At 68.4% G+C, this 12,367-nt stretch carries 12 protein-coding genes; 8 read left to right on the top strand and 4 right to left on the bottom strand.

Annotated elements, in window-relative coordinates:
- The first annotated feature begins 8 nt into the window (after positions 1–8).
- Positions 9–1,001 (top strand): Gfo/Idh/MocA family oxidoreductase, encoded by a 993-nt coding sequence (locus AB0J62_RS15200; RefSeq protein ID WP_363869819.1) that lies wholly within the window; start codon positions 9–11, stop codon positions 999–1,001.
- Positions 1,002–1,007: 6 nt separating this feature from the next.
- On the opposite strand, the gene AB0J62_RS15195 is transcribed toward AB0J62_RS15200, so the two are convergent.
- Positions 1,008–1,916: an SDR family oxidoreductase gene (locus tag AB0J62_RS15195; RefSeq protein ID WP_363869816.1), complete on the bottom strand. Its 909-nt coding sequence runs from the start codon at positions 1,914–1,916 to the stop codon at positions 1,008–1,010.
- An 87-nt stretch (positions 1,917–2,003) separates the two neighbouring features.
- Between AB0J62_RS15195 and AB0J62_RS15190 the strand changes: the two genes are divergently transcribed.
- Positions 2,004–2,561, top strand: a complete 558-nt coding sequence (locus tag AB0J62_RS15190; RefSeq protein WP_363869813.1) for a TetR family transcriptional regulator — start codon at positions 2,004–2,006, stop codon at positions 2,559–2,561.
- Here AB0J62_RS15190 and AB0J62_RS15185 read toward each other — a convergent pair.
- Positions 2,524–3,768 (bottom strand): low temperature requirement protein A, encoded by a 1,245-nt coding sequence (locus AB0J62_RS15185; protein ID WP_363869810.1) that lies wholly within the window; start codon positions 3,766–3,768, stop codon positions 2,524–2,526. The two genes, AB0J62_RS15190 and AB0J62_RS15185, sit on opposite strands and share 38 nt — an antisense overlap.
- A 149-nt stretch (positions 3,769–3,917) precedes the next feature.
- On the opposite strand from AB0J62_RS15185, the gene AB0J62_RS15180 reads away from it, so the two are divergent.
- From AB0J62_RS15180 to AB0J62_RS15155, 6 genes are read left to right on the top strand one after another with little or no spacing between them, the layout of a single operon-like run.
- Positions 3,918–4,673, top strand: a complete 756-nt coding sequence (locus tag AB0J62_RS15180) for an SDR family oxidoreductase (RefSeq protein WP_363869807.1) — start codon at positions 3,918–3,920, stop codon at positions 4,671–4,673.
- Entirely contained in the window at positions 4,670–4,918 is a 249-nt protein-coding gene (locus tag AB0J62_RS15175) for a hypothetical protein (RefSeq protein WP_363869804.1), read from the top strand. The genes AB0J62_RS15180 and AB0J62_RS15175 overlap by 4 nt, the downstream gene beginning before the upstream one ends.
- A 21-nt stretch (positions 4,919–4,939) precedes the next feature.
- Complete coding sequence (locus tag AB0J62_RS15170; RefSeq protein ID WP_363869801.1) at positions 4,940–5,815, top strand: RNA polymerase sigma-70 factor; 876 nt, start codon at positions 4,940–4,942, stop codon at positions 5,813–5,815.
- Between the two features lie 12 nt (positions 5,816–5,827).
- Entirely contained in the window at positions 5,828–6,190 is a 363-nt protein-coding gene (locus tag AB0J62_RS15165) for a hypothetical protein (RefSeq protein ID WP_363869798.1), read from the top strand.
- 59 nt (positions 6,191–6,249) lie between these two features.
- The gene (locus AB0J62_RS15160; RefSeq protein ID WP_363869795.1) at positions 6,250–7,320 is read left to right on the top strand and encodes an LLM class flavin-dependent oxidoreductase; all 1,071 of its coding nucleotides are present in this window, start codon (positions 6,250–6,252) and stop codon (positions 7,318–7,320) included.
- Positions 7,320–8,003 carry an NAD(P)-binding domain-containing protein gene (locus tag AB0J62_RS15155; protein ID WP_363869792.1) on the top strand — a complete coding sequence of 228 codons (684 nt, stop codon included), beginning with the start codon at positions 7,320–7,322 and terminating at the stop codon, positions 8,001–8,003. Before AB0J62_RS15160 ends, AB0J62_RS15155 begins: the two co-directional genes overlap by 1 nt.
- 82 nt (positions 8,004–8,085) lie before the next feature.
- On the opposite strand, the gene AB0J62_RS15150 is transcribed toward AB0J62_RS15155, so the two are convergent.
- Both AB0J62_RS15150 and AB0J62_RS15145 read right to left on the bottom strand, forming a co-directional pair.
- A complete protein-coding gene (locus AB0J62_RS15150) occupies positions 8,086–10,929 on the bottom strand; it encodes an alpha-L-fucosidase (RefSeq protein ID WP_363869789.1) in 2,844 nt (947 codons plus the stop codon).
- Positions 10,930–11,032: 103 nt separating this feature from the next.
- Positions 11,033–12,322, bottom strand: a complete 1,290-nt coding sequence (locus tag AB0J62_RS15145; RefSeq protein WP_363869786.1) for an ROK family protein — start codon at positions 12,320–12,322, stop codon at positions 11,033–11,035.
- Positions 12,323–12,367: the final 45 nt, after the last annotated feature.

Here is a 12,367-nt window from a genome sequence, read left to right as displayed (position 1 = left end):
AGACAGTCATGCTCAAGGTCGGACTGATCGGGGCTGGCGGGATCGCCTCGGCGCACATCAAGGGTTACCGGCAGCACGCCGACAAGATCGGCGTGACGGCGGTCGCGGACGCGGTCGAGGAGACGGCGCAGAAGCGCGGCGAGGAGCTCAGGGCAACGCCTCACACGGACTATCGGGAGATGCTTGCCAGCGAGGAACTCGACGCGGTCGACATCTGTCTGCCGCACCACTTGCACCGGGACGCGATCGTCGCGGCCGCCGAGGCCGGCAAGCACATCCTGTGCGAGAAGCCGCTGTGTCTGTCGGCCGAGGAAGCAGCCGATGTGCGCAAGGCGGTTGTGAAGAACGGCGTGACTCTGATGTGCGCGCACAACCAGTTGTTCATGCCGGCGGTGGCGAAGGCCAAGGAGTTGCTCGAGGCCGGGACGATCGGCACGGTCTACGAAGTACGGACGACCGACAGCTTCTACAACGACTTCGACCCGAGTTCGATGGGCTGGCGGGCGAGCAGCAAGACGAGTGGCGGCGGCGAGCTCATTGACACCGGGTACCACCCCACCTATCTGATGCTGCACCTCGCCGGCGGGCTGCCGGTCGAGGCGACCGCCATGCTCTCCACGCACCGGTTGAAGTTCATGGAGGGCGAGGACTCCGCGCAGGTCCTGATCAAGTTCGACAACGGAGTCGTCGGTCAGCTGGTGACCAGCTGGGCATACGAGCCGGCCGCCTCCACCGAGCGGTTCTCCGCCGTCGGCGAGCTCGGCTCACTGACCAGTGACGGTACGACGCTGTCCTACCGCCTGCGGTCCGGCGAGACCGAGACGTTCGACTTCGAACCGGTCGACACGTTCGTCGCCGAGATCGGCCACTTCGCCGACTCCCTGCTCGGCAAGACCCGTCCGCTGCACACCGAGGAGGAAGGGATCGCCGTCCTCGGCATCCTGCTCGCGGCGTACGAAGGCTCCCGGTCGAAGACGATCGCGCCAGTGCTCAAGGTCTGAGCAGTTCTAGGCCTCGAAGTAGAACCCCTCCGCCAGGTCCGCGAGGAGGTCCGGGTGCGTGGGCTGCCAGCCGAGCAGCTCGCGCGTCCGGGCCGAGGACGTCGGTGTGTCCATGGTCGCGAAGTGGGCGAGGAAACCGAGGTACTGCGGTGCGTCCTCCGCCGTCACCGAGCGGGCCGGAAGATCGAGCCCCGTCCCGATGGCCTCCGCAATCGTGCGGAACTCGATGCCCTCGTCCTGGACGGCGTGCAAGCGGCTGCCCGCCGGTGCCGACTCGAGGGCCAGCCGGTAGAGCGTTGCGGCATCGAGCGTGTGCACGGACGGCCAGCGGTTGGCCCCGTCACCGACGTACGCCGAGAAGCCGTTCTGGCGGGCGAACGCGATCAACGAGGGCGCGAAGCCGTGGTGATCGAGCCGGCTGTGGGTGATCTGCGGTAGCCGGACGATCGACGAACGGACGCCCTTGGCCGCGAGCTCGACGACGAAGTTCTCCGCGTCGATCCGGTACCCGCCGGACGGATCGAAGTCGTCCTCGGTCCCGGTCCGGTCCTTGACGATGCCGGCGAGCATGCCGGTGCCCGACGTACTGACCAGGGGCTTGTCGGTGCCGGCGAGAGCGTCGCCGATCGCCTGTAGTGCGGCGAGGTCGGACGCGGCAGCGGCGGCCAGATCGCCCGCCTGCATGGCGTCGTGGCGGAACGCGAGGTGCACGACGCCGTCCGCCGCGGCAGCCGCCGCCTGCAGGCGATCGAGGTCGTCGAGGTCACCGCGAACCACCTCGGCGCCCCAGCTGGTCAGGCGCTTCGCCGACTCGTCGGAGCGGGCGAGACCGAGAACCGAATGGCCGTTGTGCAGGAGTTCCGGGACGACGGCCGAACCGACGTGCCCGGAAGCTCCGGTGATGAACACGCGCATGGGAGATCCCTCCAAGTGATGTCATTGACTGACATCACAATGCTACACGTTCTGATGTCAGTCAATGACATCAGCTAGGATCGACCCATGGGACGGTGGGAACCGGATGCCGCCGGGCGGCTGCGTGAGGCGGCGATGGCGCTGTACGCCGAGCGCGGGTTCGACGGCACGACCGTCGCCGACATCGCCGACCGGGCCGGTGTCACCGCGCGCACGTTCTTCCGGCACTTCACGGACAAGCGCGAGGTGTTGTTCGCCGGATCCGAGCTTCTCGAACAGTCGATGGTAAAGGCGCTGGCCGATGCTCCGGCGGACGCGGGGCCGATGGAGGCGGTCGCGGTCGCCGTCCTGGCGTCGGCCGAGTTCTTCGACGACATCCCCCGGGAGTACTCACGCCGCCGTCAGGACCTCATCAACGCGACCCCCGAGCTGCGCGAGCGTGAGCTGATCAAGATGGCCGCGCTGACGTCCGCGCTCACCAAGGGCCTGCTCGAGCGCGGCGTGGCGGCCGACGTCGCCCCGCTCGCGGCCGAGACCGGGGTCGCGGTGTTCCGGGTGTCGTTCGAGCGATGGATCTCCGACCCGGACGGCGAACCGATCGTCGACGTCATTCGGTCGACGCTGAAGACACTGAAGACCCTCTAGACGCTGTCTGGCCTGACTGTTTGACGCTCTCGTCCCAGGAGGCGACGGCGACCAGCGCGACACAGGTGGCGGCGATGAGGGCGAGGTCGGCCACCGAGCCGACCTGCGGGGTCGCGAGTGGCAGGAGCAGCAGGACCACGACGCCGGCGAACGACGTACCGAGGTGGACACGGGACGGCTCGGAGATGATCCGGTGCACGCCCCACAGGAGCGCGACGAAGCAGGCGGCCGGCACGGCGACGGAGTAGCTCGCTGCGGTCGGGGAGATGTGCAGGTCGTGGCTGGTCTGCTCGACGACGACCTCGAGGCCGGCGCCGAGCGCGGCGAGCGACGCGAAGATGCCGTAGTGGCCGTAGCCCCAGCGGTACGAGCGATCCCGGCGTTCCTCGAGCCGCGGACCAGCCGGGCGCAGGAAGTACAGCCACCACAAGGCGAACAGGATCACCAGACCGCACGCGGCGACCGCGATCAGCTCGGCACTGACCTCGGTTTCCTCGACAGCACGCCGTACTGCGTTCGACGAGGCCAGGACCGCCTCGCCGAGCAGGATGATCGTGAACAACCCGTACCGTTCGGCGATGTGGTGGGGGTGCCAGTGCGTCGCCCGCGGTCGCTCCGCCCAGAGCGGCACCGACAGCTCGAGGATCGCGAGGACGATGAATGCGATGAGCAGCACGGTGTCGGACGCGCCAGTGTCGGCCAGATACAGCCGCCCGAACCAGCCCACCTGCAATGCCCCGATGCCGAACGCGTAGCGGAACGCAGTACGGCGTGAGTCCCGCTCCTCGATGCCCGCCCGAAGCCAGAGCGAGATCAGCCCGAGCCGCATGACCAGGTAGCCGGTCGTGACCATCACGTAGTCGCCGTGGTCCGCGGCCGCCGGGACGCCCGCCGCGAGCAGCAGCACTCCGGCCATCTGCACCATGGTCAGGATCCGGTACGTCACGTCGTCGGTGTCGTACGACGAGGCGAACCAGGTGAAGTTCATCCAGGCCCACCAGATCGCGAAGAACACCTGCAGGAACGGCAGCACGCCGTCGCCGCCGTGACCGGCCGCGATCGTCCGCGCGAACTGCTCGGTGACCGCGGCGACCGCGACCACGAACGTCAGGTCGAACAGCAGTTCCAGCTGGCTGGAGACCCGGTTCGGCTCGTCGATCGGCCGTGCGGTCATCCGCACGCGGATCCGGACCGTGGCATTCGGCACGGTGTGTCCCTTCGTCAGACCTCGGCAGGCATCGTCAACCAGTGAGACAGGACACAAGCCTCAGGTGTGACTGTCACAAGCCCGGTGGGTGCCCTGTCTTACCTGATGACAGCGCAAAGACACGGACAGACAACCGAAGGGGATCTGCGATGAAGATCGTCATCATCGGCGGCACCGGACTGATCGGCACGAAGCTGGTGGCGAAGCTCACCGAGCACGGCCACGAGGCGGTGCCGGCCGCGCCGAGCACCGGTGTCAACACCATCACCGGGGAAGGCCTGGCCGAGGTGCTCAAGGGCACCGACGTCGTGATCGACGTGGCCAACTCTCCGTCGTTCGAGGCCGGGCCGGTGATGGAGTTCTTCAAGACCTCGACCGGCAACGTCCTGCAGGCCGAGGACGCGGCCGGGGTCCGGCACCACGTCGGGATCTCGATCGTCGGCACCGAGCGGATGCCCGAGAACGCGTACTTCGCCGCGAAGATCGCCCAGGAGGAGCTGATCAAGGCCTCCGGTCTGCCGTACTCGCTCGTGCACTCGACGCAGTTCTTCGAGTTCGTCGGGCCGACCGCGGACGAGGGCACCCGCGACGACGGCAAGGTGCACATCGCGCCGGTCGCCTGGGCGCCGATCGCCGGCGAGGACGTGGCGAAGAACCTCGCGCGGGTCGCGGTGGGTGAGCCGCTGAACGCGCGGATCGACATCGCCGGTCCGGACGAGTACCGGATGGACGAGTTCTTCCGGAAGGCGCTCGCGCAGCGCGGCGACAACCGTGAGGTCGTCTCCGACCCACACGCCCGGTACTTCGGCTCCGAGCTGAAGGAGCGCAGCCTGGTCCCGATCGGCCCGGCCACCCTCGGCGAGCTGCACTACGACGAGTGGTACGCCGCTCAGGCGGGTCGATGACGATGAGCCTCGGCGATGCGGATGAGCGCTACCTGCGGTCGCTCGAGGTCGAGGTCGACGCCGACATCGAGCTGAACGCGGCGAACACCCCGGACGAGGACGACCTGGGGTCGCCGGCGGACTGGCTGCTCGACCCGGTCGAGGCGCAGGAGGAGGCTGTCGAGCTGCACAGCCTGCACGACGCCATCGCGGTGCTGGAGGGCGACGAGGAACCCGGCGCCGGCTCGACCCTATCCTCGAGCTGACGAAAGAAAAGAGAGGTACCGATGGCGGATCAGCCGACCGAGCTCGACGACGCGGTAGCGGTCTTCAACGAGGTGCGGCCCCGCCTGATGGGGATCGCGTACCGCATGCTGGGCAGCCACACCGAGGCCGAGGACCTGGTCCAGGAGGTGTGGCTGCGCTGGCAGGCCGCGGACCGCAGTACGGTCCAGAGCCCGGTGGCGTACCTGTCGACGGCGGTGACCAGGCTCGCGATCAACGCGAGCCAGTCGGCGCGCGCCCGGCGGGAGACGTACATCGGGCCGTGGCTGCCGGAGCCGGTCGACACGAGCGCCGATCCGTTCCTGGGTGCCGAGCGCGGGGAGGCCTTGAGCTTCGCGGTCCTCCTCGTGCTCGAGCGGCTGTCACCGACCGAGCGGGCGGCGTACATCCTGCGCGAGGCGTTCGACTATCCGTACGACGAGCTGGCCACGATGCTGCAGTCGACCGAGCCGGCGGTCCGGCAGCTGGTCAGCCGGGCGCGCAAGCGGATCCGCGCGGAACGCCGTACCGAAGTCAGCGGGAGCCAGCAGAAGAAGTTGCTGTCGGCCTTCGTCGAGGCGGCGCGGTCGGGTGATCTCGCGGTGCTTGAGCAGTTGCTGGCCAAGGACGCGATCAGCTACTCCGACGGCGGCGGGGCGGCGCGCGCGTCGAAGTTCCCGGTCGTCGGGCGGGAGCGGGTGGCGAAGTACCACCGGGCGTTCCACTCGCATTTCTGGGTCGGCGTCACCGTGGAGTTCGGCCGGGCGAACGGCCGCGCGGTCGCGATGCTCGAGCGCGACGGCGCGGTGTTCGCGGTGTGCACGGTGATCGCCTCGGACGAGGGCATCGACGAGGTGCTGTGGATGATGAACCCGGCGAAGATCACCGCTGTCGCTTGAGCTGGAGGAGATGTGTTCAAGCGGGGCGATCATGCCGTCGTACACCGGTTCGCCATGGCCTGCCGGGCCGGCAGTGCGGCCGCGATCCGGAGCCTGCTAGCGCCTGAGGTGACCGCGGTCAGCGACGGCGGCGGGCAGGTGTTCACCGCACCGGGACCGGTGCGGGGGATCGCGCAGGTCGCGGAGTGCGTGTCGGCGGTGCTCGGCGTCCATCCGGAGATGGCGCTCACCGTCGAGGCGGTCAACGGCCAGCCGGGCGTCGTACTGCGTGGCGCCGGCCGGGTCATCGCCGTCGTGAGCCTGAAGGTGACCGGCGCGAAGGTGGCCGCGGTCTGGATCGTGCTGAACCCGGACAAGCTCCGGCACTGGGTCTGACTCTTCTGGGAATGAACACCCCCTGGTCTGGTGTTGACGTGTCAACCTAGAATTCTCGGGTGAGCGGACAGGAGAGTGGGCAGATGGCCGAGTTGGCCACGCTGGATTTCGGTTTGGACACGTTCGGGGACATCCCCGTGGACGACACCGGCGCCCCGGTGACGGATGCGGCGGCGATCCGGCAGGTGGTCGAGGAGGCGGTCCTGGCCGACCAGATCGGCGTCAACGCGATCGCACTCGGTGAGCACCACCGGCCGGAGTACTCGATCTCTTCGCCGGAGACGGTGCTGGCCGGTATCGCGACCAAGACCTCGAACCTGAAGCTCGGCTCCGGTGTCACCGTGTTGAGCTCCGACGACCCGGTGCGGGTGTTCCAGCGGTTCTCCACCGTCGACGCGCTGTCGAACGGGCGGGCCGAGGTGATCCTCGGGCGCGGGTCGTTCACGGAGTCGTTCCCGCTGTTCGGCTACGACCTGGCCGACTACGACAAGCTGTTCGAGGAGAAGCTGCAGTTGTTCGTGCAGCTGCTCGACGAGAAGCCGGTCACCTGGGAGGGGACGGTTCGAGCCGCGCTCGACAACGCGGACGTCTATCCGAAGACCGAGTCCGGCCGGCTGCACACCTGGGTCGGGGTCGGCGGATCGCCGCAGTCCGTCGTCCGTACGGCGTACTACGGATTGCCGCTGATGCTCGCGATCATCGGTGGGGCGCCGGACCGGTTCGCGCCGTACCTGGATCTGTACAAGCGGGCGGCGGAGCAGTTCGGGACCGTCGCGCATCCGGTCGGGATGCACTCGCCGGGGTTCGTCGCGGAGACCGACGAGCAGGCGAAGGAGATCTTCTACGCGCCGTACAAGGTGATGCGGGACCGGATCGGCGCGCTGCGCGGCTGGCCGCCGTTGAAGCGCGACGAGTTCGAGTCCGAAGTACTGCACGGATCAATGTACGTCGGGTCGCCGGAGACCGTCGCCCGCCGGATCGCCGATGCTGTCGGGACCCTCGGGGTTTCGCGGTTCGACCTGATCTATTCGGGCGGTCCGTTGCCGGTGAGCGCTCGGTTGAAGGCCGTTGAGCTGTATGGCACGAAGGTGATCCCGCTGGTGCGCGACATGCTCGCGCAGTCCAAGTGATGACGATCGGGATCCTGGGAGCCGGCAAGGTCGGGACCGTCCTTGCCCGGCTCGCGATCGCCGCTGGGTATCGCGTGCTGATCGCGGGATCGGGTGAGGTGTCCAAGATCGCGCTGATCGTGGAGGTCGTCACGCCGGGGGCCGTGGCCACGACCGCTGCCGAGGCGGCGGCGGAGGCCGACGTGGTGATCCTGGCGCTGCCGCTCGGGAAGTATCAGACCATCCCGGTCGACGCGCTGCGCGGAAAGCTCGTCATCGACGCGATGAACTACTGGTGGGAGGTCGACGGCATCCGCGACGACCTGACCGATCCGCGGACGTCGTCGTCGGAGCTCGTCCAGGACTTCCTGCCCGGGTCGCGCGTGGTCAAGGCTTTCAACCACATGGGCTACCACGACCTCGACGAGGGCTCTCGCCCTGCAGGTGCGGCGGACCGCAAGGCGATCGCCATCGCGGGCGAGCCGGCCGACGCGGCTGAGGTCGCACAGCTGGTCGACGCGCTCGGTTTCGATCCCGTCCTCGCCGGGTCGCTTGCCGAGGGCAAGCGCCTCGAGCCCGGCACCGAATCCTTCGGCGCCAACGTCGCCGCAACCGAACTCCGCGAGATGCTCGCCCGCTACCCCGAAACCGTCAAAGGCCAAGAGGTAGCCCAGCTCCGCGCCGCCGCGGAGAACGCCGCGTAACGCACGCCTCGAGCGCACCTTGAGCACCCACCAACCGTTCGTCCGCGGACTTTCTGGTTGGTGGGTGCTCAAGGACGGTTTGTCAGCCGATGGAGATTCGGTCGAGGTCCGGGGCGGAGTCGGTGGGGTTGTAGATGCGGATCGTGTTGGCGCCCGCGGTGAGGTGGATGGGGAGTTGGGTTGTGCGGACCGTGGAGTTGCCTACGTCGGTGACCGAGACCTCGGCGGGGGAGCCGTTGTTGACGGAGACGAAGTACGACTTGGTGCCGTTGACTGTGTAGTCGAGGTAGAGCGTGTAGTCGCCTTCGGTGGGGACTGTCACGTCGGGGAAGATGACGTGGGCGTCGTCGGAGCCGCCCAGGTTGCGGACCTTCTGGGCGCCGGAGCAGCCCGAGCAACTGGTGATGCCGGCCGAGCCGATCTGGTTCAGGGAGCTTTCGGCTTCGCGCGTGAAGACGCGGTCGACGGGACGGATCTGGATCGGGACGGTCTTCGAGATTTTGTGGGGAAGGCCAACGGTGTCGAACGTGACGTCGATCGGGGCCTGCGCCGCTGTTGAGCCGGTCAGGGTCCAGGTGCCGGAGATGACTTGGCCCAGGCGTAGGCGCGAGGCCGTGACCGGTGCGCCGGTGACGGTCCAGCCGGGTGGGGCCGTGGGGGAGAGTTTGACGTTGTCCACCGCGTCTTCGTCCAGGCGGAGGTTTGCCGAGACTGTGACCGATTGCTGACCCGGGCCGACCCACACGATGCCGGAGGGCTGCACTGTCATCGTGGTCTTCGGGACGTACGACGCGGGTGGGAGCGGGCCGACTGTGATGCGGTCGAGGGGCGAATCACCCGTGATCTGTACAACGTTGGCGCCGGCCTTGAGCTGCACCGGAATCGCGATGCTCGTCGGCACCTCCGGGTTGCCGGGGTCGAGGGTCGCTTGCGTCGGGCCGGCACCGTTGACTCGCACTTGGTAGGTGCGGCCTTTGACCGGCGTTCCGTAGAGCTCCAGTTTGTAGGAGCCGTCGGCCGGGGCCTGGACGTTCTGGTACGTCGCTCCGCCCACCACAGCAGCAGATCCGGAACAAGCTGCGCACGGCCGTACGTGCGTTCCTCGCACCGACTCGGCCTCCAGCGGGACCGGGTTGTGAAGAGCCTGCGGGTACGCGTACCCGACGCGGATCTCGTCGATCTTCAGCTTGCCGAAGTACGTCGGAGACTGCGCTCCCGCCCACGTGTTGAGCACATCCAGCTTGATGTAGCGCGTGACTTGGTTGCCGATGTCAATGAACTGGACGCCTCGCCGGCTCGGCATGGCAGCGGCGCTGACCTGCTTCCAGTGCCGTCCGTCGACGCTGACCGACACCTTGTAGTCCTTGATCCGGGCCGAGTCCTCGGGGCGACCGAAGGACTCTCTGGCGTGGGTGGGGGACCACTCGGTCTGGTTGACCGCCAGGTACGTCGCCAACCGCGGACGCTGGAGGTCGAGCGTCATCGAGACAGGCAACTGCCCGTCGGCATCCCAGTACTGGGGATAGGTTCCGTCCACCAAGTTCGAGGCGGGGTGGCCCTCAGCAGCAGACGAGGCGGTTGCCGTGAGCCTCGACTGCGGGTAGATGCCGGACTGGCCTGCCGTGGTCACCTTGAAGACGGTGTCGTACGTGTCCCACGAGGTGACGCCGAGGATGCTCAGATAGCCGCCGGACTGGTTGAAGCGGAACTGCTTGCCCGTCCGGACATCCGACACGGCGGTCACCCGATAACCGTTGTCACGCAGCCTGATCAGGTCCTGCGACACCGGCTTCGTCAGCACGTGGACGTACTGCGTGTCGCCGGCCAGCGTGATCACGCCGTGCGCCCCGTCGTTCCAGAACCCGGGCTGCATCCCGCCGTACATGTACCCGCCGCCTTGCGTCTTCTCGAGCGAGGAGGCGATCGGTGGCAGCCACTCCGCCATGAAGTTGTTGAAGGCGACCTGCTGCGGCGGGAACTTCCCGTTGACCATGGCGGTCTCGGCCATCAGCGACTTGATCGACGAGCCCGCGTTCGCGACGTACCGGCCGACGCTGAGGCCGTAGTCCACCTTGCTGTCGCTCCCGTCGTACCACCATTGGCCGCTCGTCGGCAGTTTGTAGTCGGCCTCGGTCAGCCGCGGCATCGGCGTGAACGTCGCCTGCGGATAGTCGTACGCCGGCGTCATGCCGGTCTTCTGCTCGTTGCTGACCGTGTCCATGATCGGCGTGTCCTCGTTGTTGTTGCTGAGCAACCACGAGGGCCGTTGCTGCCGGATCTGTTCGTACAGTCCGTGCTGTTCCCAGTATTCGTTGTCGTTGTCGATCCAGAACCCGGACAGGTCGGGGTAGTCGTCCATGACCTCGTGGAACAGGTCGTAGCTGTACATCCCGAACCCTTGCCGCGTGGTCAGGTCGACCTGCTGACCCTTGTACGCCGAGTACGCGGCCGAGTCGAGCGTCTCGACGCCGGGCACCTCGTTGTGCCACTGCGGGTCGTCGGTCATGTACAGCAGCACATGAACGCCCTTGGCCTTGCCCGCGGCAACCAGTTCACCGAGGAAGTCTCGTTGCGTGGAGCAACTACCGGGGATCTTCGACGGCCACGGCCGGGCGTACCCCAGCCGGCTGTGGAAGGTCGCGAGCACGATGTACGACGCGTGCAGCTTGAGCGCCTCGTCGACCCAGTAGTCGGCGTTCCAGCCACCGGCGGTGACGTCGCGCTCCCATGCGGCACAGTCGGTGTGGCGCGGCGCGGTGAACATGCCCCAGTGCAGGAACAGGCCGGCGGTGGAGTCGCGCAGCCACTGCTGGCGCGGGTTCTCCACCTCCGCCCGCGCGGTGGGGGTCCCGGAGACGAGGGCGGTCAGGAGGGTGGCGAGGAGGGCGAGGACGAGCAGGATGGTGCGGGAGAGTCGCAGGGCCATCGGTGATCTCTCACTTCCAGCTGGGCGGAAGAATTGCTGAAGGATTAGGGCAATCAGGTTGCCTATTCAGAGATCCGATCTTTCATCGCCCGACCCGGCCCGGTCAAGACCCCGGCACCGCCAACAGCTCCGCGACCACCGTGTCGAGCGCCATCCGGGCCGCTCCGAGGGCGACCGAGTCCGCGCCCATCGTCGAGCTGACGACGTCGATCGGGACCAGGGTCAGCTTGGCCAGCTCGCGCCGGAACGGCTCGGCGATGATCGCCCCGCCGCGCGACATGCCGCCGCCGAGCACGATCACCTCGGGGTCGACCGCCAGCGCGAGCACCGCCGCGCCGCGGGCCAGCACCTCGGCGAACTCGATCAGTACTTCCAGGCTCTCCGGGTCCTGCCGCGCCGCCGACGCGATCACCAGCTCACCCTCGCGCCCCGCGCCGTCCGGTCGCAGGCCCGTCGCTTCCTTGCGCCCCGCGCCGGCCGGCCCCGCTTGGCTGCGGCCGTGCGAGAGTTCGTGACTCGCGGCCTCGGCCGCTGCCAGCGCAGCGCCTCGGGCGTGCAGGCGCTCCATCGCCGGAGCCCAGCCGAGCGCCGGGAAGACACCGATCTCGCCCGCTGCGCCGTGCCGGCCCTGGTGGACCTGACCGTCGATCAGCACGCCGGCACCGGCGCGATGCCCGGCGAACATGTAGACGATGTCGCGGTGCTCCCGCGCCGCACCCTTCCAGTGCTCGGCCAGCGCGGCGAGCTTGACGTCGTTCGCCACCGCGACCGGCTTCCCCAGCCCGGCCGACAACTCCCCGGCCACGTCGATCTCGGTGAATCCCGGCAGCGAGTACGGCGCCAGCGCCGACCCGACCGGCCCTTCGCGAACGTCGTGCACACCCTCGGCGGCGCGCAGCGCACCGGTCACCCCGCACGCGATCCCGCTGATGTCGGCCGCGCCGACCTTCGCCCGCGCCCAGCTGCTCCGGGCGACCTCGATCGCGGCCCGGATCCGTGCGCCCGCCTCGAGGTCCGGATCGAGCTCGATCCGCTCGGTGGCGAGGAGGTTGCCGCGCAGGTCGGTCACCACCGCCAGCGCCTTGTGTGCGCCGATGTCGAGGCCGGCGACGTACCCGGACTCGGCGCGGAAGCGGAAGTGGCGGGCCGGTCGCCCGGCCGCGCGGGTCGACGACGGGGTGCGGGGCGGCGCGGTCTCCTCGACGCGGCCCTCGGCGAGCAGCTCGGCGAGCAGGTCCTCGGCGGTCGGTCTCGAGACGCCGACGACCGCGCGCAGCTCGCGCAACGTCAGCGACTCCGCAGCGAGGAACGCGCCGAGCGCCGCGGACAGGTTGAGCCTGCGCAGCAGCGACGAATCGCCGGTACGCCCGTCGTGGGCTCGATCTTGACTCATCCGATGAATCGTCCTTATGCTCGCGCCGATATTGCAAACTAGATT

The organism is Kribbella sp. NPDC049584, from assembly GCF_040675555.1.
GTDB lineage: Bacteria > Actinomycetota > Actinomycetes > Propionibacteriales > Kribbellaceae > Kribbella.
The sequence above is the reverse complement of the archived record's forward strand: the minus strand, read 5'-3'. Positions and strand labels throughout refer to the sequence as shown.